At 73.2% G+C, this 24,529-nt stretch carries 23 protein-coding genes; 7 read left to right on the top strand and 16 right to left on the bottom strand.

Annotated elements, in window-relative coordinates:
- Positions 1-118: 118 nt before the first annotated feature.
- Genes hisF through hisD form a run of 8 tightly spaced genes read right to left on the bottom strand, consistent with a single transcriptional unit; the run spans position 119 to position 5,966 of the window.
- A complete protein-coding gene (gene hisF, locus ACFV0O_RS08345; RefSeq protein WP_360256843.1) occupies positions 119-889 on the bottom strand; it encodes an imidazole glycerol phosphate synthase subunit HisF in 771 nt (256 codons plus the stop codon).
- Positions 886-1,392 (bottom strand): RidA family protein, encoded by a 507-nt coding sequence (locus ACFV0O_RS08340; RefSeq protein ID WP_380338057.1) that lies wholly within the window; start codon positions 1,390-1,392, stop codon positions 886-888. The genes hisF and ACFV0O_RS08340 overlap by 4 nt, the downstream gene beginning before the upstream one ends.
- Positions 1,389-2,114: a bifunctional 1-(5-phosphoribosyl)-5-((5-phosphoribosylamino)methylideneamino)imidazole-4-carboxamide isomerase/phosphoribosylanthranilate isomerase PriA gene (gene priA / locus ACFV0O_RS08335; RefSeq protein ID WP_380338054.1), complete on the bottom strand. Its 726-nt coding sequence runs from the start codon at positions 2,112-2,114 to the stop codon at positions 1,389-1,391. Before priA ends, ACFV0O_RS08340 begins: the two co-directional genes overlap by 4 nt.
- Positions 2,115-2,133: 19 nt before the next feature.
- Entirely contained in the window at positions 2,134-2,769 is a 636-nt protein-coding gene (hisH, locus tag ACFV0O_RS08330; protein ID WP_380338052.1) for an imidazole glycerol phosphate synthase subunit HisH, read from the bottom strand.
- A 35-nt stretch (positions 2,770-2,804) separates the two neighbouring features.
- Complete coding sequence (locus tag ACFV0O_RS08325) at positions 2,805-2,957, bottom strand: hypothetical protein (protein ID WP_360256850.1); 153 nt, start codon at positions 2,955-2,957, stop codon at positions 2,805-2,807.
- The gene (hisB, locus tag ACFV0O_RS08320; RefSeq protein WP_360256852.1) at positions 2,954-3,547 is read right to left on the bottom strand and encodes an imidazoleglycerol-phosphate dehydratase HisB; all 594 of its coding nucleotides are present in this window, start codon (positions 3,545-3,547) and stop codon (positions 2,954-2,956) included. Before hisB ends, ACFV0O_RS08325 begins: the two co-directional genes overlap by 4 nt.
- Positions 3,548-3,552: 5 nt before the next feature.
- Positions 3,553-4,662, bottom strand: a complete 1,110-nt coding sequence (locus ACFV0O_RS08315; RefSeq protein ID WP_360256855.1) for a histidinol-phosphate transaminase — start codon at positions 4,660-4,662, stop codon at positions 3,553-3,555.
- Entirely contained in the window at positions 4,659-5,966 is a 1,308-nt protein-coding gene (gene hisD, locus ACFV0O_RS08310) for a histidinol dehydrogenase (protein WP_380338047.1), read from the bottom strand. Before hisD ends, ACFV0O_RS08315 begins: the two co-directional genes overlap by 4 nt.
- Before the next feature lie 90 nt (positions 5,967-6,056).
- Between hisD and ACFV0O_RS08305 the strand changes: the two genes are divergently transcribed.
- Genes ACFV0O_RS08305 through ybaK form a run of 3 tightly spaced genes read left to right on the top strand, consistent with a single transcriptional unit; the run spans position 6,057 to position 8,934 of the window.
- Positions 6,057-7,637, top strand: coding sequence for an oxidoreductase (locus ACFV0O_RS08305; RefSeq protein ID WP_380338045.1), 1,581 nt, complete (start codon positions 6,057-6,059; stop codon positions 7,635-7,637).
- Between the two features lie 51 nt (positions 7,638-7,688).
- Positions 7,689-8,417 carry an LON peptidase substrate-binding domain-containing protein gene (locus ACFV0O_RS08300; protein ID WP_380338042.1) on the top strand — a complete coding sequence of 243 codons (729 nt, stop codon included), beginning with the start codon at positions 7,689-7,691 and terminating at the stop codon, positions 8,415-8,417.
- A 22-nt stretch (positions 8,418-8,439) separates the two neighbouring features.
- Entirely contained in the window at positions 8,440-8,934 is a 495-nt protein-coding gene (ybaK, locus tag ACFV0O_RS08295) for a Cys-tRNA(Pro) deacylase (RefSeq protein WP_380338040.1), read from the top strand.
- A gap of 103 nt (positions 8,935-9,037) precedes the next feature.
- On the opposite strand, the gene ACFV0O_RS08290 is transcribed toward ybaK, so the two are convergent.
- The 6 genes from ACFV0O_RS08290 to ACFV0O_RS08265 all read right to left on the bottom strand — a co-directional run bounded on the left by ACFV0O_RS08290 (position 9,038) and on the right by ACFV0O_RS08265 (position 15,484).
- Positions 9,038-9,775 (bottom strand): hypothetical protein, encoded by a 738-nt coding sequence (locus tag ACFV0O_RS08290; RefSeq protein WP_380338037.1) that lies wholly within the window; start codon positions 9,773-9,775, stop codon positions 9,038-9,040.
- 55 nt (positions 9,776-9,830) lie between these two features.
- Positions 9,831-10,640, bottom strand: coding sequence for an ABC transporter permease (locus ACFV0O_RS08285; RefSeq protein ID WP_360256868.1), 810 nt, complete (start codon positions 10,638-10,640; stop codon positions 9,831-9,833).
- On the bottom strand, positions 10,637-11,635 hold the full coding sequence (locus ACFV0O_RS08280) for an ABC transporter ATP-binding protein (protein ID WP_380338034.1): 999 nt from the start codon (positions 11,633-11,635) through the stop codon (positions 10,637-10,639). Before ACFV0O_RS08280 ends, ACFV0O_RS08285 begins: the two co-directional genes overlap by 4 nt.
- Positions 11,636-11,788: 153 nt before the next feature.
- Entirely contained in the window at positions 11,789-13,123 is a 1,335-nt protein-coding gene (locus ACFV0O_RS08275; RefSeq protein WP_380338031.1) for an NYN domain-containing protein, read from the bottom strand.
- Positions 13,124-13,410: 287 nt separating this feature from the next.
- A complete protein-coding gene (locus ACFV0O_RS08270; protein ID WP_360256874.1) occupies positions 13,411-14,457 on the bottom strand; it encodes an aspartate-semialdehyde dehydrogenase in 1,047 nt (348 codons plus the stop codon).
- Positions 14,458-14,593: 136 nt separating this feature from the next.
- Positions 14,594-15,484 (bottom strand): dihydrodipicolinate synthase family protein, encoded by an 891-nt coding sequence (locus ACFV0O_RS08265; RefSeq protein ID WP_380338029.1) that lies wholly within the window; start codon positions 15,482-15,484, stop codon positions 14,594-14,596.
- Between the two features lie 72 nt (positions 15,485-15,556).
- Between ACFV0O_RS08265 and ACFV0O_RS08260 the strand changes: the two genes are divergently transcribed.
- The gene (locus tag ACFV0O_RS08260; RefSeq protein ID WP_360256880.1) at positions 15,557-16,444 is read left to right on the top strand and encodes a LysR family transcriptional regulator; all 888 of its coding nucleotides are present in this window, start codon (positions 15,557-15,559) and stop codon (positions 16,442-16,444) included.
- 149 nt (positions 16,445-16,593) lie between these two features.
- On the opposite strand, the gene dnaE is transcribed toward ACFV0O_RS08260, so the two are convergent.
- Entirely contained in the window at positions 16,594-20,127 is a 3,534-nt protein-coding gene (dnaE, locus tag ACFV0O_RS08255) for a DNA polymerase III subunit alpha (protein WP_380338025.1), read from the bottom strand.
- 384 nt (positions 20,128-20,511) lie between these two features.
- A complete protein-coding gene (locus ACFV0O_RS08250; protein ID WP_380338023.1) occupies positions 20,512-21,585 on the bottom strand; it encodes a hypothetical protein in 1,074 nt (357 codons plus the stop codon).
- 260 nt (positions 21,586-21,845) lie between these two features.
- On the opposite strand from ACFV0O_RS08250, the gene ACFV0O_RS08245 reads away from it, so the two are divergent.
- The 3 genes from ACFV0O_RS08245 to ACFV0O_RS08235 all read left to right on the top strand — a co-directional run bounded on the left by ACFV0O_RS08245 (position 21,846) and on the right by ACFV0O_RS08235 (position 24,401).
- Entirely contained in the window at positions 21,846-22,259 is a 414-nt protein-coding gene (locus ACFV0O_RS08245; protein WP_380338021.1) for an I66 family serine proteinase inhibitor, read from the top strand.
- 260 nt (positions 22,260-22,519) lie between these two features.
- Positions 22,520-23,284, top strand: coding sequence for an ATP-binding protein (locus ACFV0O_RS08240; RefSeq protein WP_380338018.1), 765 nt, complete (start codon positions 22,520-22,522; stop codon positions 23,282-23,284).
- Positions 23,285-23,621: 337 nt separating this feature from the next.
- Positions 23,622-24,401 (top strand): VOC family protein, encoded by a 780-nt coding sequence (locus ACFV0O_RS08235; RefSeq protein ID WP_380338015.1) that lies wholly within the window; start codon positions 23,622-23,624, stop codon positions 24,399-24,401.
- The last annotated feature ends 128 nt before the right edge of the window (positions 24,402-24,529 follow it).

Below are 24,529 nucleotides of genomic sequence, written 5' to 3'. Positions count from 1 at the left end.
GGGGCCCCCGCGCCCGCCCCCCACCGCGCCGCGCGGCCCCGCGGAGCCGCGCGGCGCCCCCGCCCGGGGGCGGGGGGGCGGGCCCCCCGCGGGCCCTCGCACGTCCGTAGCGGGGCGGTCACCGCACCGGGTGGCCGGCTTCCCGCAGGGCGCCCTTGACGTCGCCGATCCGCAGGTCCCCGAAGTGGAAGACGCTGGCGGCGAGCACGGCGTCCGCGCCGGCGTCGACGGCGGGGGCGAAGTCGGCGAGCTTGCCGGCCCCGCCGGAGGCGATCACCGGGACGGAGACGGTCTTGCGCACGGCCCGGATCATCTCCAGGTCGTAGCCGTCCTTGGTGCCGTCGGCGTCCATGGAGTTGAGCAGGATCTCGCCGGCGCCCAGTTCGGCCGCGCGGCCGGCCCATTCGACGGCGTCGAGGCCGGTGCCCTGGCGTCCGCCGTGCGTGGTGACCTCGTAGCCGGATGCGGTCTCCACGCCGGGCGGGCAGCGCCGGGCGTCGACGGAGAGCACCAGGACCTGCCGGCCGAACCGCCGGGCGATCTCCCGGACGAGTTCCGGCCGGGCGATGGCGGCGGTGTTGACGCCCACCTTGTCGGCGCCGGCCCGCAGCAGCTTGTCGACGTCGTCGACGGCGCGGATGCCGCCGCCGACGGTGAGCGGGATGAAGACCTGCTCGGCGGTGCGGCGGACCACGTCGTAGGTGGTCTCCCGGTCGCCCGACGAGGCGGTGATGTCGAGGAAGGTCAGTTCGTCGGCGCCTTCGGCGTCGTAGAGCTTGGCCATCTCGACCGGGTCGCCGGCGTCGCGCAGGTTCTGGAAGTTGACGCCCTTCACCACCCGCCCGGCGTCCACGTCGAGGCAGGGGATGACACGTACGGCGAGGGTCACGGCTGTTGGCCTTCCAGGGTCTTTGCCAGCCCGGAGCGGTACGCGTCGAGCTCGATCTCGACCATCATCCGGGAGTCGATCAGTCCCTCGACCACCACCATGGTGGCCACCGGGCGTGCGGCGTCGAAGAGTTCGTGGTGAGCGCGGCCCACCTCCTCGGCGTCGCGGACGTGGGTGATGTACATCCGGGTGCGGACCACGTCGTCCGCGGTCAGACCGTACGCGGCCAGGGCCGTGAGGCCGACGCCGAACGCGGCGAGGGTCTGCCGGTACGGGTCGCCCTCGTGCTCGATCCGGCCGTCCACCCAGGCGGTGGTGCCGGCGACGTGCACGTGGTCGCCTGCGGCGACGGCCCGGGAGTACCCGAACTCGTCCTCCCAGGGGGAGAATCCACCGACCCGGCCACGCACGACCCGGCCACGCACGACCCCGCCGTGCACGGTCTCACCGAGCACCGCCTCGTCGCGTGCCGCCTCGCCGCGTACGATCCGACCTTCCGTCATCCTGAAACCGCCTCCAGGGCCTCTTCGAGGGTGAACTTCTGCTCGTAGAGTGCCTTGCCCACGATGGCGCCCTCGACACCCTCACCGACGAGGGTGGCGATGGCCCGCAGGTCGTCCAGCGAGGAGACGCCGCCGGAGGCGACCACGGGGCGGTCGGTGGCGGCGCAGACGTCGCGCAGCAGCTGCAGGTTGGGGCCGGTCAGGGTGCCGTCGCGGTTGACGTCGGTGACGACGTAGCGGGCGCAGCCCTCCCGGTCGAGGCGCTCCAGCACCTCGAAGAGCTGACCGCCGTCGCGGGTCCAGCCGCGGCCGCGCAGGGTGGTGCCGACGACGTCGAGGCCGACGGCGATCTTGTCGCCGTGCTCGGAGATGGCCTTGGCGACCCACTCGGGGGCTTCCAGGGCGGCGGTGCCGAGGTTGACGCGGGTGCAGCCGGTGGCGAGGGCGCGGGCGAGCGACTCGTCGTCGCGGATGCCGCCGGACAGCTCGACCTTGATGTCCAGCCGGCCGGTGACGTCGCGCAGCAGCTCGTAGTTGCTGCCCGTCCCGAAGGCGGCGTCGAGGTCGACCAGGTGGAGCCACTCGGCGCCGGCGTTCTGCCAGGCGAGGGCGGCGGCCAGCGGCTCGCCGAAGGAGGTCTCGGTGCCGGAGGCGCCCTTGACCAGGCGGACGGCCCGGCCGTCGCGGACGTCGACGGCGGGAAGCAGTTCGAGGCGGCTCATCAATACAACTTTCAGCTCGTCAGAGGGTGTTGACCCAGTTGGTCAGCAGGGCGGCGCCGGCGTCGCCGGACTTCTCGGGGTGGAACTGGGTGGCCCAGAGCGGGCCGTTCTCGACGGCCGCGACGAACGGCTGCCCGTGCGTGGCCCAGGTGACCAGCGGCGGGTTGATCCGCGCGCTGTGGGTCTCCAGCTCCCAGCGCCGCACCCCGTAGGAGTGCACGAAGTAGAAGCGGGTCTCGGGGTCGAGGTCGGCGAACATCCGGCTGCCCTCGGGCACGTCCACGGTGTTCCAGCCCATGTGCGGGACGACCGGGGCGTCCAGCGGCTCGACGGTGCCCGGCCACTCGTCGCAGCCGGCCGTCTCCACGCCGTGCTCGACCCCCTTCTCGAAGAGGATCTGCATGCCGACGCAGATGCCCATGACCGGGCGGCCGCCGGCGAGACGGCGGTCGATGATCCAGTCCCCGCGGACCGACTTCAGCCCGCGCATGCAGGCCTCGAAGGCGCCCACGCCGGGGACGAGCAGGCCGTCCGCGGCCATCGCGGTGTCGTAGTCGGAGCTGACCGTGACGTTCGCCCCGGTCCGTTCCAGGGCGCGCTGCGCGGAGCGGAGGTTGCCGGAGCCGTAGTCGAGGACGACGACGTTCTTGCCCATGTTCAGGTGTCCAGTCTCTTCACGGCGGGGCGGGTCTACAGGCGCAGGAGGCCGGAGGTCAGGCACATCACGGCGCCGAAGGCGAGCACCAGGATGACGCCCTTCGACTGCTTCTGCTTCCAGAAGGAGATCACCCCGCCGGCCAGGAAGAGGCCGACGAAGATGAGGATCATCGCGGTGTTGTTCACAGCGCACCCTTGGTCGAGGGGAGGATGCCGGCCGCGCGCGGGTCGCGCTCGGCGGCGTAGCGCAGCGCGCGGGCCAGCGCCTTGAACTGGCACTCCACGATGTGGTGGGCGTTGCGCCCGTACGGCACGTGGACGTGCAGCGCGACCTGTGCCTGGGCCACGAAGGACTCCAGGATGTGCCGGGTCATCGTGGTGTCGTAGCTGCCGATCATCGGCGCCATGCCCTCGGGCTCGGTGTGCACCAGGTAGGGCCGGCCGGAGAGGTCGACGGTGACCTGGGCGAGCGACTCGTCCAGCGGCACCGTGCAGTTGCCGAAGCGGTAGATGCCGACCTTGTCGCCGAGCGCCTGTTTGAAGGCGGCGCCGAGCGCGAGGGCGGTGTCCTCGATGGTGTGGTGGGTGTCGATGTGCAGGTCGCCGTCGGTCTTGACGGTGAGGTCGAACAGTCCGTGCCGGCCGAGCTGGTCGAGCATGTGGTCGTAGAACCCGACGCCGGTGGAGATGTCGGTCCTGCCGGTGCCGTCGAGGTCTATCTCGACCAGGACGGAGGTCTCCTTGGTGGTGCGTTCGACGCGTCCGATGCGGGACATGGGGGTTACAGCTCCTTGCTGACTCTGCGGACGGCGTCCAGGAAGGCGTCGTTCTCGGCGGGGGTGCCGGCGGTGACGCGCAGCCATCCGGGCACGCCGTTGTCGCGGACCAGGACGCCCTGGTCGAGGATGGCCCGCCAGACGGCGTGGGTGTCGGTGAAGCGGCCGAACTGGACGAAGTTGGCGTCCGAGTCGGTCACCTCCAGGCCCATGGCGCGCAGTGCGTCGACCAGCCGGTCGCGCTCCTCCTTGAGCCGGCCGACGTAGCCGAGGAGGGTGTCGGTGTGCTCCAGGCAGGCCAGCGCGGTGGCCTGGGTGACGGCGGACAGGTGGTAGGGCAGGCGGACCAGCTGGACGGCGTCGACCACCGCACGGTCGCCGGCCAGGTAGCCCAGGCGCAGCCCGGCCGCGCCGAAGGCCTTGGACATGGTGCGGCTGACAACGAGGTTGGGGCGGCCCTCGATCAGCGGCAGCAGCGAGGCGCGGTGCGAGAACTCGACGTACGCCTCGTCGACGACGACCAGGCTGGGCCGGGCGGCCTGCGCGGCCTCGTAGAGCCGCAGCACGGTGTCGGCGCCGACGGCGGTGCCGGTCGGGTTGTTGGGCGAGCAGATGAAGACGACGTTCGGCCGGTGTTCGGCGATCGCGGCGAGGGCGGCCTCGACGTCGATGGTGAAGTCGTCGTTGCGCGGGCCGGAGATCCAGGCGGTGCCGGTGCCCCGGGAGATCAGCGCGTGCATCGAGTAGGAGGGCTCGAAGCCGAGCGCGCTGCGGCCGGGGCCGCCGAAGGTCTGCAGCAGCTGCTGGAGCACCTCGTTGGAGCCGTTGGCGGCCCACACCTGCTCGCGGACGACGGGGAAGCCGGTGGTGCGGGTCAGGTAGGCGGCGAGGCCCTCGCGCAGCTCGACCGCGTCCCGGTCCGGGTAGCGGTTCAGGGTGCGGGCGGCTTCGGCGACGCGCTCGGCGATCCGGGCCACCAGCTCCTCGGGCAGCGGGTACGGGTTCTCGTTGGTGTTGAGCTGGACGGGTACGTCGAGCTGCGGTGCGCCGTAGGGGGACTGGCCGCGCAGCTCGTCCCGGATGGGGAGGTCGTCGATGCGGGTCTGCTGGGTCACGAGCCGGGCACCGTCCAGTCGAAGCGTGCCTTGATCGCGTCCCCGTGCCCGGGGAGGTCTTCGGCGTCGGCCAGGTTGACCACGTGCGCGGCGACGTCGGCGAGCGCGTCGCGGTCGTACTCGACGACCTGGACGCCGCGCAGGAAGGTCTGCACGGACAGTCCGGAGGAGTGGCAGGCGCAGCCGCCGGTGGGCAGCACGTGGTTGGAGCCGGCCGCGTAGTCGCCCAGCGAGACCGGGGTCCAGCGGCCGATGAAGATCGCGCCCGCGTTGACGACCCGGTCGGCGACCGCGTGCGGGTCGCGGGTCTGGATCTCCAGGTGTTCGGCCGCGTAGGCGTTGACGACGGCGAGGCCCTGGGTCAGGTCGTCGACCAGGATGATGCCGGACTGCTTGCCGCCCAGTGCCTCGGCGACCCGCTCGGTGTGCTTGGTCCTCGCGACCTGCACGGCCAGTTCGGCCTCGACCGCGTCGGCCAGCGCCGGGGAGTCGGTGACCAGCACCGAGCCCGACGTCGGGCCGTGCTCGGCCTGGCTGATCAGGTCGGCGGCGACGTCGGAGGGCACCGCGCTGTCGTCGGCGAGGACGGCGATCTCGGTCGGTCCGGCCTCGGAGTCGATGCCGATCCGGCCGGCGAAGTAGCGCTTGGCGGCGGCCACGTAGATGTTGCCCGGGCCGGTCACCATGTTCACCGGCTCGCACTCCTCGGTGCCGAGGGCGAACATCGCGACGGCCTGGGCCCCGCCGACGGAGTAGACCTCGTCGACGCCGAGCAGCGCGCAGGCCGCCAGGATGGTCGGGTGGACGCGGCCCCCGAACTCCTTCTGCGGCGGGGAGGTGACGGCGATGCGCGCAACGCCCGCCTCCTGGGCCGGCACCACGTTCATCACCACGGAGGACGGGTAGACCGCCAGCCCGCCCGGCACGTACAGGCCGACCCGCTCGACCGGCACCCAGCGCTGGGTGACCGTGCCGCCCGGTACCACCCGGGTGGTGTGCCCGGTGCGGCGCTGGTCGGCGTGCACGGCGCGGGCGCGGCGGATCGACTCCTCCAGCGCGGCGCGCACCTTCGGGTCGAGCGCCGCGAGGGCCTCGGTCAGCTGCTCGGCCGGCACCCGGGTGGACTCCAGGCGGACGCCGTCGAAGCGTTCGGTGATCTCGATCAGCGCCGCGACCCCGCGATGGTGCACGTCCTCGGCGATCGGGCGCACCTTCTCCAGGGCGGCCGCGACGTCGAACTCGGCACGGGGCAGCAGGTCACGCGGGTCGTCCAGCGAGCCGCGGAGGTCGATTCGAGAGATCACGCCACCCAGTGTAAGGAGTGGCCGGAACGGCTGGTCCCGCATTTCAGTCCGTGATACGAAAGGCGAGACGACCGGGGGACGGGGGAAACCATGGCGGAGCGCGCTCCGGAAGGCTGGACCGATACCGAGCAGCAGCTCTGGGAGGCCTACCGCCAGGGCGAGATCCTGGACCTGCGCAGTGGCGAATCCGACACCGACGACCCCTTCGGCGACGCGGTCTGGGACCCCCGGCGCACCGTCCGCGCCGAGGTGCTCGCGCACCTGCTGCTGGCCGGTCCGACGCCGGCCCCCGGGCGCGTCGCCTCGCTGCGCTTCAGCGGCGTGCTGGTCACCGGCTGGCTGGACCTGGCCGGCGGCGCCATCGACGACTACGTCGAGCTGCAGGGCTGCCGTTTCGAGCACAAGGTCCTGATCTCGGAGGCGGCGGCGTCCACGCTGCGCTTCGTGAGCTGCCTGATCCCCCGCCTGGAGGCCTCCCGACTGTCCACCACCGGCGACCTCCACCTGGCCCGCTGCCGCCTCCCCGACGGCCTGCGGCTGACCGACGCCCGGATCGGCAGCGACCTGCTGCTGAACCAGACCGTCGTCGGCGGCGACCGCTTCGGCCGGGCCGTCTCCGCCGACGGGATCATCGTCAACCAGGACTTCGAAGCCGAACGCCTGGAGAGCCAGGGCGAGTTGAGCATACGCACGGCCCGGATAGGCGGCCGGCTCTCCCTGCGCGGCGCCCAGCTGCGGGCCGACCGGGCGCACAACAGCACGTGCCTCAACGCCGTCCGGGTCACCGTCGGCCACACCCTCTACCTGACCGGCTCCGCCGACCGCGGCTGGGCCGGTTCCCGCGGCTACTACGGCTCCGGCTACGGCGAGAACCCGCCGGCGGAGGGCCCGGTGACCCCGTTCCGCGCCTTCGGCCGGGTCCGGCTGTCCGACAGCCGCTTCGACGGCGCGTGCCTGATCTCCGGCGAGTTCCACCTGGAGGACGACGAGGAGCTCTCGCTGCGCCGCATCCACACCCCCGAACTGCGCTTCACCTGCAAGTTCCGCCCGACCGGCACGGTCTCGCTCTCCCGCGCCCGGGTCGGCAACCTGGTCGACACCCCGGAGGCCTGGCCGCTCGGCAAGCACCTGGGCCTCACCGGCTTCGTCTACGAGAACCTGCGCCCGAAGACGGCCTTCCCCCTGCAGGAGCGGATCGCGTGGCTGGAGGGCTCCTCGGTCGACTTCCAGCCGGAGTCCTACGAGCAGCTGGCCGCCGCCCTGCGCCGCGACGGCGCCGACGACGACGCCCGCGAGGTGCTGTACGCCAAGCAGCGCCGGCGCCGGCGGACCCTGCCGCTGCCCTCCCGGGTCTGGGGCGCGGTCCAGGACGCCTCCGTCGGCTACGGCTACCGCCCGGGCCGGGCAGGTCTGTGGCTGCTGCTCGCCTGGGTCCTCGGCAGCGTCTGGTTCGCCACCCACCCGCTGGAGCCGCTCAAGGCGGACGAGCGCCCGCACTGGAACCCGGTGCTGTACACCCTCAACCAACTGCTGCCGATCGTGGACCTCAACCAGGGCGGCTGGAACCCGGGCGGCCTCGCCCAGTGGATCTCCGCCGCGCTGGTGGTCATCGGCTGGCTGCTCGCCTCGACCGTCGTCGCCGGCACCACGCGGATGCTCCAGCGCGGCTGAGCGCCCGAACCGCGCGACAAGGCACCCGCCCGGGGAACTACGCTGTCCGCCGTGACAGAACGGCTTCCGCTCTTCCCGCTGAACACCGTGCTCTACCCGGGCCTGGTGCTGCCCCTGAACGTCTTCGAGGAGCGCTACCGCCGTCTCGTCGCCGACCTGCTCGAACAGCCCGAGGACACCCCCCGGCGCTTCGGCGTGCTCGCGATCAAGGACGGCCGCGAGGTCGCCCCGGTCCGGGCCGAGGAGGGCCCGGCCGGGCCGCTCGACGGCCTCGGCACCGTCACCGGGGACCCGCTGGAGGCGGTCTTCCCGGTCGGCTGCGTCGCCGACGTCGCCTCCGCCGAGCACCAGCCGGACGGCCGCTACGAGCTGCTGGTCACCGGCACCACCCGGTTCCGGCTCGGCGCGGTGGACGTCTCCGGTCCGTACCTGACCGGCGAGATCGAGCCGATCGAGGAGCTTCCCGGCGAGGGCTCGGGCGCGCTGGCCGCCGAGGTCGAGCGGGCGTTCCGGGTCTACCAGAAGCGGCTCGCCGGAGCCCGCGAGGCCAGCACCGTCGGCCGCCAGGACCTCCCCGACGACCCCCAGGTGCTCTCCTACCTGGTCGCCGCCGCCTCGGTGTTCGAGACCCCGGTCAAGCAGCAGCTGCTGGCCTGCCCGGACACCGCCCAGCGCCTGCGCACCGAACTCGACCTGCTGCGCCGCGAGACCGCCGTGCTGACCTGGCTGCCCTCACTGCCCGCCGTCGACCTCACCCGCCAGTCGTTCAGCCCCAACTGACCCAGGAGCCCGGGACCCCAGCATGGCCAAGAAGACGAAGAAGGGCGGCCAGGGCACCCCGGCCACCGTCGCCCTGGAATCCGCCGCCGTCCCGTTCACCGTGCACGCCTACGACCACGACCCGGCCGCCGCCTCCTACGGCGGCGAGGCGGCCGAGGTGCTCGGCGTGGCCGCCGAGCGCGTCTTCAAGACCCTGGTGGCCGACGTGGACGGCACCCTCACCGTCGGGGTGGTCCCGGTCGCCGGCCTGCTCGACCTGAAGGCCCTGGCCTCGGCCGTCGGCGGCAAGCGCGCCGCCATGGCCGACCCGGCCGCCGCCGAACGCAGCAGCGGCTACGTCCTCGGCGGGATCTCGCCGCTGGGCCAGCGCCGCGCCCTGCGCACCGTCGTCGACGCGAGCGCGCTCGACCACCCCACGGTCTACGTCTCGGCGGGCCGGCGGGGCCTGGAGGTGGAGCTCGCCCCGGTCGACCTGATCACCCTCACCGGGGCCGTGACCGCCCCCATCGCCCGCTGAAAGCCGCGGCACCCGCCGCACGCCACCGGAAGCGCCGCAGACGCCGCAGGGCGGCGGGCCGGGCCCGTACCGGACCACCGACCCCCCGCCCTGCCGCCAGGCCTCAGGCCCGGCCCTCCGGCCCCACCGGAGACGCCGGCGGGGCCGACGGCTGCTGCTGCGGAGCGGCCGGCGCGCCCCAGTACGGCGGCGGGTCCTCCTCGCGCTTGCCGAACGCCGCCGACAGCGCGAGCAGCACCACCATCGCCGCCATCGGCCACACCAGCAGCGCGCCCATCGCCCCGAGGTCGATGCCCGCGTCGAAGTGCCCGCCGTTGCCGACCCGGCGGGCCTGCGCGATCAGGTCGTTGCCCGGCCCGAGCCACCGACCGATCCGCCAGGCACCCAGCGATCCGAGCAGTCCGCCGACGGCCAGTCCCAGCGCGACCGCGATGCCGCCGCCGCGCCGCCGGGTCACCAGGAAGGCCCCGAGCGCGGTCAGGACCCCGGCGCCCAGGCCGATGATCGCGAACAGCGCGTCCGCTCCGGCCCGCTGCTCGCCCTCGGGGTCCAGGTAGAGGATCCGGTCCCCGTCCACCACCAGCGGCACCTTCGGCGCCAGCCACGCCCACAGCGCGGCCATCACCAGCCCGACCACCAGGCAGGTGACGACGACCCCGGCCCCGATCCGCACCTCCGGCAGCAGCCGCTGCACCAGCGGGGTCCCCGGCCCGTCGGACGCGACGGGCGCCCCCTCCTGCGGAGCGGCGTACGGGTCGGGCTCGGTGCCGGGCACGGCGTCTTCCGGCACCGCCCGGACATCGGTGCGGGCGGGATCCGGAGGTGTGTTCGGTACGGTCACAGGCCCCATCGTTTCACGACGGCCCCCGGAACGGCCCCACCGCCCGGGTGTCCCCCTACCGCGCGACCGCCCGCCGGTACGCCCAGGTGGCCACGCCCAGGGACACCACGCCCACTCCGGCGCACACCCCCAGGTCCGCGAGGACCATCGCCCAGTCCGGGTCCGGCGTGAAGGTCCGCGCGAAGGCCTCCACGCCGTACGTGGAGGGCAGCAGGTCCCGCAGCCACAGCACCGGCTGCGGGAGGTGGTCGACCGGCAGCACGCCGAGCAGCAGGGCGGCGGACATCCCGAGCTGTCCGAGCATGGTCGCGAGCTCCTGCCGGGGCGCCAGCAGCCCGCAGGCCGCCCCCAGCCCGGACAGCGCGGCCCCGGCCAGCGGGACGACCGCGAGCAGTACCCACAACTGTCCGAGCGGCAGTCCGAACATGACGGCCCCGACGGCCGCCGTGGCGACCGTCCCGGGCAGCGTGAACGACGCGTACGCGGCGGCCGTCCCCAGCACCACCGAGGCCGCCGGCACCGGCAGCGTCGCGTAGTGGTCGAGGCCGCCGGTGGCCCGCAGCTTCCCGAAGTACTGGGCGAGCAGGTTCAGCGCGACGAACGCCACCACCAGCACGCTCGACCCGGCGACCACCGACCGCGCCGCCGAGGACTGCCCGGCCTCCACAACGCCCCGCATCATCACCAGGATGCCGACGGACTGGAAGGTGGCGACGAACAGCAGCGGGATCCGCGCGACCCGCGCCCGGGCGAGCTGCGCCCGGTACACGGCGGCGAGGGCCGGCAGCAGCCGGGCGGCGGGGGCGAGCGGGGCGGGTCCGGTCGTGGTCCGGTCGGTCCGGGGCGGCGCCGAGAGCAGGGTCACTTGGCCAGTCCTCCGTGGCGGCCGCCCAGCTTGAGGTAGGCGTCCTCAAGGCTCGGGGTGGCGAGGGTGAAGTCGTCGAGCGCGGCGAAGGCCGGGCCGGTGGTGACGGCGGCGACCAGTTCGCGGGCCTGCTCGGGGGTGGTCCGCACGGTCCAGCGGCGCCCGGTGCGTTCGGCCCGTTCGCGCAGCGCGGCGACGGCGGGGACGCCGAGCGGTGCCTCGTCGCGCCAGACCAGGTCGAGCCGGACGTCGCCGTCGACGAGCGCCTTCAGCCCGCCGGGCGTGTCGCAGGCGATCACCCGGCCCTCGTCCACCACGGCGACCCGGTCGAGGACGGTCTCCGCCTCGATCACGTTGTGGGTGACCAGCAGCACGGTCGTCCCGTGCTCGGCGCGCCGCCGGTCGACGGCGCTCCACACGGCCCGCCGGGCGACGGGGTCCATGCCGGTGGTCGGCTCGTCGAGGACGAGCAGCGGCCGGTCCCCCACCAGGGCGGCCGCGAAGCAGGCGAGCCGCCGCTGCCCGCCGGACAGCTTGGCGAGCGGCCGCGCGGCGATGGCCGTCAGCCCGAGTTCCTCCAGGACGTCCGCCGCCGTGCTGCGAGCCCGCGCCCGGCCGAGCCCGCGCAGGCGTCCGGTGGTCTCGGCGGCGAGCGCGACGGTCAGTTCGTCCAGCGCGGTGGATTCCTGCCCGAGGTAGCCGAGCAGCCGGGCGGCGCGTTCGGGGTGGCGGACGATGTCGTGGCCGAGGAGTTCGATCGTTCCGGAGTCGGGGCGCAGCAGCCCGGTGAGCTGGCGGACCAGCGTCGACTTGCCGGCGCCGTTGGGCCCGAGCAGCCCGAAGACCTCGCCCTGCCGGACGGTGAGGCTGATGCCGTCGTTGGCCCGTACCTCGGTGGCGGCCGCGCCGCGCCCGTTGCGGTAGGTCCTGACCAGGTCGCGCACGGCAACGCACGGCGGGGTTTCCTCGGGTGCTCGCCCGGCCGTCTCAGTCACGACCGAAGACTCTACGCGCTCATGCGGGCGAACCGGACAAGGGGGCCTGATCACCGGAAACCGCGGGCACCCCGGCCGCCGGTCGGACGCCCGCCGGGCGCGCGCCCGGGACGCCGGTGGGGCGTGCGCCGGGCGCGTACGGGCGGCCGGGCCTCAGTCGTCGACGACCATCGAACCGCCCGGCACCCTCGCGGCCAGTTCCTTCCAGAATCCGGCCCGGATGGCGTAGCGGTCGTGCTCGTCGATCTGGTCGTCCTTGTGCGCGAGCAGTCCGAAGCGGGCGGCGTAGCGGAGCAGTTCGCCGTCGACGCGGTGCGGGATGCGCGGGTAGTCGGGCCACAGCACGGTGAGCCGTTCGGAGTCGCCGACCCGGTCGCTCCAGCGGCGGGCGAAGACCTGCCCGACCTCGTGGGCGTCCCCGCCGATGGTGGTGATGTCCTCCTCACGGTCGGCCCAGCGCTGTTCGGAGGTGGTGAGCTGGGCGAGCGTGGGCAGGTTGTCGCCGGCGGTGACGGCGGGTTCGGGGGCGGGCCGGTCGACCCAGCCGCGGTCGGAGGACCACCGCAGGACCGGTCCGGCCTGGGCGGCGGCGCCGTGCCCGTTCGCCGCGTGCCCGTTGGTGCCGTGTCCGCTGGTGCCGTGTCCGTTGGCCGTGTGCCCGGCCGCGCCGTGGCCGACCGCTCCGTGTCCGTTCGCCACCGGGGTGATCGGTGCGACGGCCGGGGCCCGCCCGGCCAGGTCCTTGGGGGTCGGGACGACCTTGAGCGCGGTCGCGGCGGATTGCGGCCGCCCGTTGGCGGCGGGGGCGGCGGACACCGCGGCGGCCGCGGCGGCCGGGCGGACCACCGGCGGCACCGCGCTGGGCAGGGTGGCCGGCGGGGCGGCGAGGATCTTGGCGATCTCCTGCCGGGCGCCGGGCGCCGGGAAGAGGCTGGCGCTGTCCCGCAGGGAGAACGACGCCTCGATCCACTCCCGGTCCAGCACCCGCCGCTCGTCGGCTTCGCCGACCAGGTCCTCCGACTGGTTGAAGTCACCGTCGGCGGCCTGCAGTGCCCACAGGTGGACGGCGACGCCGTGTTCCTTGGCGGTCATCATGCCGGGCAGCAGGTCGCCGTCCCCGGTGATCAGCACGACGTCGGCGCAGGCCCGGTTGCGGGCGAGTTCGGAGAGCTCGGCGTGCATCGCGGCGTCGACGCCCTTCTGCACCCAGCGCCCCTCGGCCCGGGTGAGGGCGCCGAGCCGGACGGTGACCCGGGGCAGGACCCGCAGCCGCCGGTGCTCGGGCATCGGGCGCCGGTCGGGGGCGGCGTCGAACCAGTAGATGCGCAGCAGCGGCAGCCCGGTCTCGGCTTCGGCGCGCTCGCGCAGCGCGCCGATGAGGGCCGTGTGGTTCACGGTGACCTTGGACCGGGAGGGATCCCCCGCGAGCAGGCTGGCGGCGGCGCCCAGCAGGTATCCGGCGTCCACCAGGACGACGCAGCGGTCCATCGCGCACCTCTTTTCGCTCGCCCTCGGAATCAGTCGGGTGGGTCGTTCGGGGTGGGCGCTCGGCCCTCCGTCCGGGCGCGCCGAGGTGAGGGGCCCCCGTCGTCGCCCGATCGTTGGGTCACCTTTTACCCGGGGTTCGCCTGCCGAACCTTGCCGGATGTCCCGGTACCGCAACAGCCGCCCGGCGGAACCGGAGAACGTGAAGGCGGGCCCCGTTCAACGACGGAGCCCGCCCGAGGTCACGCGGCGGCGGGCCGGCCCGCGGGCCGGCCGGTGGGTCCCGGAGTTCAGCCCCTGAGCTCCGCGGCGACCAGTTCGGCCAGCTGGACGGCGTTGAGCGCGGCGCCCTTGCGCAGGTTGTCGTTGGAGACGAACAGCGACAGGCCGTTCTCCACGGTCTCGTCCGCGCGGACGCGACCGACGTAGCTCGGGTCCCGGCCCGCGGCCTGCAGCGGGGTGGGGATGTCGGACAGCTCGACGCCGGGGGCGCCGGCGAGCAGCTCGACGGCGCGCTCGGGGCTGATCGGGCGCTCGAAGCGGGCGTTGATCTGCAGCGAGTGGCCGGAGAAGACGGGCACGCGCACGCAGGTGCCGGCGACCTTCAGCTCGGGGATGCCGAGGATCTTGCGGCTCTCGTGGCGGAGCTTCTGCTCCTCGTCGGTCTCGTTGGAGCCGTCCTCGACGATCGAGCCGGCCAGCGGCAGCACGTTGAAGGCGATCGGGCGCTTGTAGACCTTGGGCTCGGGGAACTCGACCGCGGCGCCGTCGTGGGCGAGTGCGGCGGCGCCGTCGATGACCTTGGCGGCCTGGTCCTGCAGCTCGGCGACGCCGGCGACGCCGCTGCCGGAGACGGCCTGGTAGGTGGAGACGACGAGCGCGGCCAGCCCGGCCTCCTCGTGCAGCGGGCGCAGCACGGGCATGGCGGCCATGGTGGTGCAGTTCGGGTTGGCGATGATGCCCTTGGGGCGGTTCGCGATGGCCTCGGGGTTGACCTCGGAGACGACCAGCGGGACCTCGGGGTCGCGGCGCCAGGCGGAGGAGTTGTCGATGACGACGGCACCGGCCGCGGCGGCCTTGGGGGCGAGGGCCTTGGAGGTGGAGCCGCCGGCCGAGAAGATCACGATGTCCAGGCCCGTGTAGTCGGCCGTGGCCGCGTCCTCGACGGTGATCTCGGTGCCCTGCCAGGGCAGCGTGCGCCCGGCCGAACGGGCCGAGGCGAACAGCCGGAGCTGCTCCACCGGGCCCAGTCCATCTTCACGACCAGCCCGCTCCGCCAGGATCTCGCGGACCACGCCGCCGACCTGACCGGTGGCACCGACAATGCCGATCTTCATTCCGACTACTCCTCTGGATGGTGCTGTTCACAGCCGCACTCTGCCCATCATGCCTTGTCACGCGGGCTGGGCGACCTGGTATTCCACGGTGTGAGAGGGCTCCCGGACACACCCTCGGGCGAACCCCGACAGACCCTTAATGGTCCAGACCATTCACCAGTGCCAGCGCGGCCTCCACCTCGGCCGCCCCGGCCGGCAGCAGCGGCAGCCGCACGTCCGGGGTCGGGATCCGCCCCAGGGCGTGCAGCACCCCCTTGGTGACCGCCGGGTTCGGCGCCGTGAAGGCGGCCAGCGCCAGTTCGGTCAGCCGGTGCCCGAGCGCCCGCGCCCGGTCGACGTCCCCGACCCGCCAGGCCTCCGCCAGCTCCACGAACCGGCCGGTGGCCAGGTGCGCGGAGGCGAGGATGCCCCCGGCCGCGCCGAGCGCCAGCATCGGCGCGAGGAAGGCGTCCTCCCCGGTGAGGAAGGCGAACCCCGCGGGGGCGTCGGCGAGCAGCTCGGCGGCCGCCTGGTCCAGCCCGCCGGTCGCGTACTTCACGCCCACCACGCCGTCGATCGCCGCGAGTTCGCGCAGCGCGGCGGCCGACAGCTGCTGCCCGGTGCGGTACGGGATGTGGTAGACGACCAGCGGCAGCGGGCTGCTCGCGGCCAGTGCCCGGAAGTGCGCGACCGTCCCCTCCTCGCCCGGCCGGACGAACGACGGGACGGTGACCAGCGCGGCCGCCGCCCGCGGCGCCCGCGCGCCGAGCGCGGCCAGCGACCCGGCAGTCGCCCTGGTGTCCCCGCCGTGCGCGCCGACGATCAGCTGGGCCCCGCGCGCGGCGCAGACGGCCGCGGCGACGTCCACCACGGCGTCCCGCTCCTCGGCAGTCAGCGCGGCCGGCTCGCCGGTGGTACCGAGCACGGCCAGTCCGGCCGCACCGGCGTCGAGCACCTCGCACGCGAGCTTCTCCAGCGCGTCCGTCGCCACCGAACCGTCGGCGGCGAAGGGGGTGACGAGGGGGACGTAGATGCCCTTGAGTTCCATGCCCACGATCCTGCGGCCGCCCGTCACCGCAGGTCCAGTTCACATTTCCGACGCTTCTCGTAAGCTGAGCCGATGCTCGACGTACGACGCCTGCGCCTGCTGCGCGAACTCGCCCACCTCGGCACCATCGCGGCCGTCGCCGAGGCGCTGTCCTTCAGTCCTTCGGCGGTGTCCCAGCAGCTCTCCGTCCTGGAGAAAGAGGCGGGCGTGCCGCTGCTGGAGCGCACCGGCCGCCGGGTCACCCTCACCCCGGCCGGGCTGGGACTGGTCCGGCACGCCGAGTCGGTGCTCGCCCTGCTGGAGCAGGCGGGCGCCGAACTCGCGCACGCCAAGCGGGGGTTGGCCGGTCCACTGCGGATCGGCACCTACCCCTCGGCGGCCCGCGCGATCATCCCGGCGGTGCTCGCCGAACTGGCCGCCTGGCACCCGGGGCTGGAGCCGATGGTCACCGAGGTCGACCCGGCGGCGGTCGGCGCGGCCCTGCGCGCGGGCGAACTGGACGTGGCCCTGGTGCACGAGTACGACCTCGTCCCTGCCGACCCCGAGCCGGGCCTCGCGGCGACCCGCCCGGTCTTCACCGAGCCCATGTACCTGGCCGCCCGCACCCCGGCCACCCTCGCCGAACAGCGCGGCGCACCGTGGATCATGTCCCCGCCGGGCACCCTCTGCCACACCATGGCCCTGCGCGCCTGCGAGTCCGCGGGCTTCGCCCCCCGGATCCGGCACCAGATCGACGACTTCACCACCGTCCTGGCCCTGGTCGCCGCCGGCCAGGGCGTCGCCCTCGTCCCCCACCTCGGCACCGCCCAGCCCCCGCCCGGCGTCGTCCTCACCCGCCTGCCCGTGTACCGCCGTACCCGCGCCGCCTTCCGCGCCGGCGCCGGCTCCCACCCGGCCATCTCGGCCTTCGTCTCGGCCCTCCACACCGCCGTCCCCCCGGGCCTCGGCAGCGGCTCCTGAACCCGGTCGGAAAACGACGGCTCCCCGCGCCCGGAGGGGAGCGGGGAGCCGTACGGGAGCGGAGAGCCGTGCGAAGCGGCGGGCCGCTCCCGCACCCGGGCGTCGGCCGTCAGGTGCCCGGCCGGCCGCCAGGTGCCCGGCCGACCGGCTCAGACCGTCAGGCAGCTGGGGCCGAGCAGTTGCTTCAGGTCCCCGAACAGCGCCGGGTCCGACTTCACCCGGTGCCGGTCCAGCCGCAGCACGGTCGTCTTGTTGCGGCTCTCCAGCCGCACCCGCACCTCGGTCGTGCCCTTGTGGTGGGTCAGCACCTCGCTGAGGCGGGCGATCAGCGGCGGCGTGACCTTCCCGCTGGGGATGTTGATGGTGATCGGCGCCTCGGCGTGCGCGTTCGACAGGTCGGGGACGGAGAGCTCCATGCCCATCAGCCGCGGCACGTCCTCCCGCTTGTCGAGCTTGCCGCGCACGAACACCACGGCGTCCTCGACGAGTTGCGAGGACACCAGCTGGTAGCTGGCGGGGAAGAACATGCAGTCGATCGAGCCGGCCAGGTCCTCGACGGTGGCGATCGCCCAGGCGTTGCCCTGCTTGGTCATCTTCCGCTGGAGGCCCGAGATGATGCCGCCGATGGTGACGATCGTCCCGTCGGGCCGTTCGGCGAGGTCGGCGACCGCGCAGTCGGACTTGTCGGCGAGGACGTGTTCGATGCCGTGCAGCGGGTGCGAGGAGACGTACAGGCCGAGCATCTCCCGCTCCTGGGTGAGCAGGAAGGACTTCTCCCACTCCTCCTCGGAGAAGACGACGTCGAGTCCGAAGCTCGGCTCGTCGGCGGTGGCGTCGCCGCCGAAGAGGTCGAACTGTCCTTCGGCCTCCTTGCGTTTCACGCCGACGACGTTGTCGATCATCGGCTCGAACTGGGCGCTGAGGCCCTTGCGGGTGTGGCCGAGGGAGTCGAAGGCGCCGGCCTTGATCAGCGATTCGACGGTCCGCTTGTTGCAGACCACCGACTCCACCTTGTCCAGGAAGTCGGGGAAGGAGGAGAACTTCCCCTTGGTCTTCCGGGTGCGGATCATCGACTCGACGACCGGCCCGCCGACGTTGCGGACGGCGGTGAGGCCGAAGCGGACGGTGTCGTCACCGTGCGGGGTGAAGTCCGAGTCGGACTCGTTGACGTCCGGCGGGAGGACGTTGATGCCCATCTTGCGGCACTCGTTGAGGTAGACCGCGGACTTGTCCTTGTCGTCCTTGACGGACGTGAGCAGGCCGGACATGTACTCGGCCGGGTAGTTGGCCTTGAGGTAGGCGGTCCAGTACGAGACCAGCCCGTAGCCGGCGGTGTGCGCCTTGTTGAACGCGTAGCCGGAGAAGGGGACGAGGACGTCCCACACGGCCTGGATGGCCGCGTCGGAGTAGCCGTGCGCCCGGCAGCCCTTCTGGAAGGGGACGAACTCCGCTTCCAGGATCTCCTTCTTCTTCTTGCCCATCGCGCGGCGCAGCAGGTCGGCCTGGCCGAGCGAGTAGCCGGCGAGGATCTGCGCGGCCTTCTGCACCTGCTCCTGGTAGACGATCAGGCCGTACGTCGGCTTGAGGATCTCCTCCAGGGGCTTCTCCAGCTCCGGGTGGATCGGGGTGATCTCCTGCTGGCCGTTCTTGCGCAGGGCGTAGTTGGTGTGGGAGTTGACGCCCATCGGGCCGGGTCGGTACAGCGCGAGGACGGCGGAGATGTCTTCGAAGTTGTCGGGCTTCATCAGGCGCAGCAGGGAGCGCATGGGCCCGCCGTCGAGCTGGAAGACACCGAGGGTGTCGCCGCGGGCGAGGAGTTCGTAGGTCGGCTTGTCGTCGAGCGGCAGCTTGAGCAGCTCGATCTTCTCGCCCTTGTTCCGCTCGATCGCCTTGACGGCGTCGTCCATGATCGTCAGGTTGCGCAGGCCGAGGAAGTCCATCTTGAGGAGGCCGAGGCCTTCGCAAGTCGGGTAGTCGAACTGCGTGATGGTGACGCCGTCGGTGTGCCGGGTCCACACCGGGATGTGGTCGGTCAGCGGTTCGGCGGACATGATGACGCCGGCGGCGTGCACGCCGGGCTGGCGGATCAGGCCCTCGATGCCGCGCGCGGTGTCGATGACCTTCTTGACGTCGGGGTCGCTCTCGTAGAGGCCGCGGATCTCGCCCGCCTCGCCGTAGCGCGGGTGGCTGTTGTCCGTGATGCCGGACAGCGGGATGCCCTTGCCCATGACGTCCGGCGGCATCGCCTTGGTGATGCGGTCGCCCATCGCGTAGGGGTAGCCGAGGACCCGGGAGGAGTCCTTGATGGCGGCCTTCGCCTTGATGGTGCCGTACGTGACGATCATGGCGACCTTGTCGGATCCCCACTTCTCGGTCACGTAGCGGATCACGTCGCCGCGTCGGCGCTCGTCGAAGTCGATGTCGACATCGGGCATGGAGATGCGCTCGGGGTTGAGGAAGCGCTCGAAGATCAGGCCGTGCGGGATGGGGTCGAGGTCGGTGATGCCCATCGCGTACGCGACCAGTGAGCCGGCCGCCGATCCACGGCCGGGGCCCACCGCGATGCCCTGGCTCTTGGCCCACATGATGAAGTCCGCTACGACGAGGAAGTACGCCGGGAACCCCATCTGGATGATGGTGTCCATCTCGTACTCGGCGAGCTTCTTGTGCTCCTCGTCGTACCCGTCCGGGAAGCGCCAGTCCATGCCCTCCCAGACCTTGGACTTGAAGAAGTCCGCCTCGGACTCGAAGCCCTCCGGGATGGGGAAGCGGGGCATGAGGTTCTTGAACGTGAACATGCCCTCGGTGTCGACGCGGGAGGCGACGAGGAGCTGGCTGTTGCGGCAGCCCTCCTGCCAGGCGTCCGAGGAGTCCAGCGCGTACATCTCGGCGGCGGACTTGATGTAGTAGCCGGTGCCGTCGAAGCGGAAGCGGTCCGGGTCGGAGAGGTTCTTGCCGGTCTGGACGCAGAGCAGCAGGTCGTGCGCGCCGGCGTCGGCCTCGGTGGTGTAGTGCGAGTCGTTGGTGACGACCGGCGGGATGTTCAGCTTCTTGCTGATCTCCAGCAGCCCGTCGCGGACCCGCTTCTCGATGTCGAGGCCGTGGTCCATCAGCTCCAGGAAGTAGTTCTCCTTGCCGAAGATGTCCTGGTAGTCGGCGGCGGACTTGACGGCCTCGTCGAACTGGCCGAGGCGCAGGCGGGTCTGGACCTCGCCCGAGGGGCAGCCGGTGGTGGCCATCAGGCCGCCGGCCAGGTCGGAGATCAGCTCCTTGTCCATCCGCGGCCACTTCACGAGCCAGCCCTCGGCGTAGGAGCGCGAGGTCAGCTTGAAGAGGTTGTGCAGGCCCTCCTTGTTCCGGGCCCAGATGGTCTTGTGGGTGTACGCGCCGGACGCGGAGACGTCGTCCCGCTTCTGGTGCGGCTGGCCCCACAGGATGCGCTTGGTGTTGGAGCGGGACTCGGGGGCGACGTACGCCTCGATGCCGATGACGGGGGTGATGCCGGCGGCGGTGGCCTGCTTGTGGAACTCGGCGGCGCCGTACATGTTGCCGTGGTCGGTCATCGCCACGTGGGTCTGACCGAGGCGCTCGACCTCCTTGAACATCTGCTTCAGCCGGGCGGCACCGTCCAGCATCGAGTACTCGGTGTGGACGTGCAGATGCGCGAACGGCTGGTCGCTCAAGGCGGGGCCTCCGGAGGCTCTGGTGCTGGGCTGGTGGGCCGGCGAACGTGCAGGTCACAGGGGGTTGCCCCGGAAATGGATGTGGCCCGGACCACCTCGCGGGGTCCGGACCATCACTCACACGTTCACGCGTCCACTCTAGCCCCCTCGAACAGCTTCACCGCTCGGCCGGACGAGGCGCCCAGGCCGCCCCGGCGAGTCGCACCGCAGCGGCCTCTCGGCCCCAGGCACCCTCCCCGCGGGTGCGGGCGCGGACGTGCCCGGCAGCGGCGACGGGATCCTCGGCGGCCCTCCGCGCGCCCGGGCCCCGGCCGCCCTGCGACAGCCCGGGGAGGGCGTCCACGGGCGCGTGGACGTCCCGGTCCGACGCGCTCGGCCATCCGGCTACGCCAGGCCCGCCAGCCGCGCACCGGCGGCCTCGCGGACCTCCGGTTCCTCCAACGGATCGTCCCGCAGGTCGGCGAGCCTGCGCCGCACGGACGGCCGGTCGGGGGCGCGCTCGGCACCGAGCAGGCGGGCACTCGCCTCGCAGTCCCACAGCGACTCGACGAAGGCCTCCGCGGTGCCCGGAGCCCCCATCGCGGCCAGCGCCTCCAGGTAGGCGGGGCGCTCGTGGGAGTGCGGGGTGCAGAGCCAGAAGCGGCGCAGCAGGGACGCGGCACCGGCGGCCCGCGGGCCGAAGCGGGCCAGGCCGCGGGCGAGCGTGTCGGGGCCGCACCAGGACCTGTCCGCCCACCCCTGCTCCAAGGCGGCGAGCAGGACCGGCACGTCGCTCTCGTCACCGTGGGCGGCCAGCACCGCGAGACCCGTCCGGGCGAGCCACTCCGGCTCGGCGGCCGCCCACTCCCGGGCCGCCGGCACGGCCGCACCGGCCAGCGACTCGACCGCCCTCCCCAGCAGCGGCAGTGGTCGCGTGCCGTCCGCGGCGCCGAGGCCGGGAACCGAGGGGAGCAGCGCGGGCTCCGGCGGGCGGAGTGACAGGGCGAGGAGGACGGACGCCCTGGCACCCTCGGAGGTGTCCGGATCGCGCAGCAGGGCGAGCAGGTCCGCGTTGTCGCGGTCCGGGTACGGATCCACTCGCGGCGAGCGGCGGCGCACGGGCGGCTCGTCCTCCTCGGGGGCGAAGTCCGGCAGCGCCTGCCGGGCCTCCTCCGAACCGCCGAGCGCCAGCAGTTCCAGCACGTCCGCGGCCCGGTCCCGGGTCCCCTCGTCCCCGTCGAGGAGGTCCACCACCGGACCGAGCGGCAGCTCCAGGTCCCGGAGCAGGCGGGCGAGGTAGCCGGGCCGGTCGTCGACCTGCCGGTCCCAGCGCCACTCCCAGCGGATGCAGCCGTACACGAGGGCGGCCGCCGAGGCCGGGTCCTCGGCGGCGAGCAGCGCGCCCTGCCCCCGGCCGCGCTGCAGGAGTCCGGGGAGGGTGGTCGGCGGCGCGTAGCGGTCGTCTCTCTGCTCTGGCACGGGGTCCATCGTGCCGCAGCTCCCGGCGCACGGGCGGCGGGAGCCGTCGGGAGCGACGCGGGCCGGCTCTCATCGTCGGGCACCGTCGGCGCACTCGCCCCCTGCGCCCGACGTTCCCCTCCTCCGCCCCCGCCCCTCGCCCCGGCCCCCTCCCCCGTGCGTAACTCCTTCGGGTGAAGGCCGGTTGAGCGCACCACCGCGGTCCGCCGGGCCGCGTACAACTGTCACGCAATCCGTCACACACGGAAGGAATGGCAGCCATGACACGGCTGGACTCCGGCCTCCACCTCATCCACGCCGGCACCGCCCTCGTCGGCCGTGCCCTCCACGAGACGGAGGACCTGTCCCCCAAGGTCCTCCGGGTCGACACCGACGACCGGGACGCCATCTGGATCGTCGAAGCGCTCCCCGACGGCCGTTACAACCTCTATTCCAAGGGCGCCCCCGCCGGGATCGAGGACAACGGGACCGCCGGCCCGGTCGTCACCTTCCTCGTCGACCAGGCCGATGCCGTGACCTGGGAGCTGGCCCCCGTCGCCGACACCGGGAACGCCTACCGGATCACCGGTCCGCAGGGCACCTCGTGGGCGGTCACCGGGGCCGGGAAGCAGAGCCGGATCGAGGCCGTACCGACCCCGGGCGACGTCTTCACGTTCACCCGCATCGGTCCCTGACCACCCCTCCTGCGCAGGAAGTCGGCCCGCCCGACTTCCTGCGCGGCCCCGCCTGCGCGGCCCCGCCCGTACGACCTCACCCGCACTACCCACCCGCACGGGAGACCCCAACTCCCCATCCTCCAACGCCGGTCAGGCCTGCGACACGCCACACATGGAGCAACGTCGCGCCCGCTCCCACCGACCGCTGCCAGTCTGTGCCCCTGGCTGCTCCACGCCCGGGAGCCGACGGCAGCCGGGCGAGAAGTGGAGGCAGCGCCTTGGAGCACGTCGAACTGCAGTTGCCGTCCGTCCTGGCCAGCATCGCGGCCGCCGAGGAGTTCGTCTGCCGCCTGGCCGACGAACTCGGACTGGACGAGGACGGCCGCGACCGGCTCGGCCTGGCCGTTCACGAGGCCGTGGCGAACGCCGTGATCCACGGCAACCGCTTCTCGCCGGACCGGCAGGTCAGGCTGGCGGCCCACCACGACGGCGCCCGGCTCACCGTCACCGTCGGCGACGAAGGGCCGGGCTTCACCCCAGCCGCCCAGCCGTCCGGAGCCCTGAACCTCACTCCCTCGGGCCGGGGACTGACGCTCATCGAGCACTGCGTCGACGGCTTCCACGTCACCCGGCGTACCGGCCCACCACCGGGATGCGACGTCGTCCTGGTGAAACACCTCAGGAAGGAGACCACCGTGCCCGCTCTCTCCGTCTCCGAACGCCAGGAAGGCGACGTCACCCTGCTCGACCTGAAGGGCAGGATCACGATCGGCGAGGGCGACGTCATCCTGCGCGAGGCCGTCGCCCACACCCTCGACACCGGTCGCCGCCGGATCCTGCTCGACCTCGCCGACGTGACCTACGTCGACAGCTCCGGCATCGGCGAACTGGTCAGCTGCTGCACCACCACCGCCGGCAAGGGCGGCCGGCTCAAGCTCCTCAACGTCTCCGGGAAGCTCCAGGACCTCCTGACGATCACCAAACTGCTCGCCCTCTGCGAAGTCCACGACAGCGAGCAGGAGGCACTCGCGAGCTTCGACTGAGCGTACGGCGACGCCCGGTCCGGCCCGCCCGGCGTCCCTCTCGGGCTCTCGAACGGCTGAGCCGGCCCACCCGCTCGACCGGCTGCCGCAGCACGGTCCTCGGCCTCTCGGGCGCCGCCCGGTGCGGATCGCCCGGGCGGACGGCCGCCCCTCCCCCACCGTCGGGAACCACGCCGGGTCGATCGGCATCCGCCCCGCACTCCCGCACCGGAATCCGACCCGTCGCCGGCCCTCGGGCCACTTCCCCGCCGGTTCCTCCCCGGCGGCGTGTCGAGTGGCGATTCACCGCCCACGACGAAATCGTGACCGGCAGCAAACCCCACCAGAAAGGGTCAAAATGCCCGAGGTCACCACCCCCTACGCGACCGGCACCCCCTGCTGGGTCGACCTGATGGCGAAGGACCAGCAGGCCGCACTGGACTTCTACCGCGACCTGCTCGGCTGGCAGGGCCGGCCCGGCCCGGCGGAGTTCGGCGGTTACGCGGTCTGCGAGCTCAACGGCAAGGCCGCCGCCGGCATCGGCCCGGCGATGGCGCCCGAAGGGATGCCCGAGCCGCCCACCGTCTGGAGCAGCTACCTGGCCACCACCGACGCCCAGGCCACGCAGGACGCGATCGTCGGCGCCGGCGGCACCCTGCTCGTCCCGGCGATGGAGGTCGGCAACCTGGGCCGGATGCTGATCGCCTCCGACCCGCAGGGCGCGGTGTTCGGCGTCTGGCAGCCGGGCGAGTTCTTCGGCGCCCAGGTGGTCAACGAGGCCGGCGCGCTCACCTGGAACGAGCTGCACACCAGTGACATCCAGGCCGCCACCGCCTTCTACGGCGAGGCGTTCGGCATCGAGATCGAGCCGATGGACGGCGCGGACTCGTACTGGGAGCTGCGCGTCGGCGGCCGGGCGGTCGGCGGTGCCACCCTCCTCGCCAACGACCCGCCCGGCACCCCGGCGCACTGGCTGACCTACTTCGCGGTCGACGACGTCGACTCCACCGTGGACGCCCTGGTCAAGCGCGGCGGAACGGTCCTCGCCCCGCCCTTCGACATGGTGGCCGGCCGCATGGCGGTCGTCGCCGATCCGCAGGGCGCGGCCTTCGCCATCATCAAGCCCACCCCGATGTAGCCCCCGCCCCGCCCGCTGGAGCCGCCCCCCCCCCCCCCCCCCCGGGGGGGGGCCCCCACAGGGGGGACGGCCCCACGTCCCCGGCGAGGAGCAACCCGCGGCCGGCCGCCCGACCCGCCCCCCCGCGC

This window comes from Kitasatospora sp. NPDC059577, from assembly GCF_042735475.1.
Lineage (GTDB): Bacteria > Actinomycetota > Actinomycetes > Streptomycetales > Streptomycetaceae > Kitasatospora.
Note: the sequence above shows the minus strand (reverse complement) of the source record. Positions and strands in the feature narration are given on the sequence as shown.

Bases quoted from the DNA above. Each gene is read 5' to 3' on its own strand.
- ACFV0O_RS08340 (WP_380338057.1), bottom strand. From the start codon at position 1,392: ATGACGGAAGGTCGGATCGTACGCGGCGAGGCGGCACGCGACGAGGCG.
- priA (WP_380338054.1), bottom strand. From the start codon at position 2,114: ATGAGCCGCCTCGAACTGCTTCCCGCCGTCGACGTCCGCGACGGCCGG.
- hisH (WP_380338052.1), bottom strand. From the start codon at position 2,769: ATGGGCAAGAACGTCGTCGTCCTCGACTACGGCTCCGGCAACCTCCGC.
- hisB (WP_360256852.1), bottom strand. From the start codon at position 3,547: ATGTCCCGCATCGGACGCGTCGAACGCACCACCAAGGAGACCTCCGTC.
- ACFV0O_RS08305 (WP_380338045.1), top strand. From the start codon at position 6,057: ATGGCGGAGCGCGCTCCGGAAGGCTGGACCGATACCGAGCAGCAGCTC.
- ybaK (WP_380338040.1), top strand. From the start codon at position 8,440: ATGGCCAAGAAGACGAAGAAGGGCGGCCAGGGCACCCCGGCCACCGTC.
- ACFV0O_RS08275 (WP_380338031.1), bottom strand. From the start codon at position 13,123: ATGGACCGCTGCGTCGTCCTGGTGGACGCCGGATACCTGCTGGGCGCC.
- ACFV0O_RS08270 (WP_360256874.1), bottom strand. From the start codon at position 14,457: ATGAAGATCGGCATTGTCGGTGCCACCGGTCAGGTCGGCGGCGTGGTC.
- ACFV0O_RS08265 (WP_380338029.1), bottom strand. From the start codon at position 15,484: ATGGAACTCAAGGGCATCTACGTCCCCCTCGTCACCCCCTTCGCCGCC.
- ACFV0O_RS08260 (WP_360256880.1), top strand. From the start codon at position 15,557: ATGCTCGACGTACGACGCCTGCGCCTGCTGCGCGAACTCGCCCACCTC.
- ACFV0O_RS08245 (WP_380338021.1), top strand. From the start codon at position 21,846: ATGACACGGCTGGACTCCGGCCTCCACCTCATCCACGCCGGCACCGCC.
- ACFV0O_RS08235 (WP_380338015.1), top strand. From the start codon at position 23,622: ATGCCCGAGGTCACCACCCCCTACGCGACCGGCACCCCCTGCTGGGTC.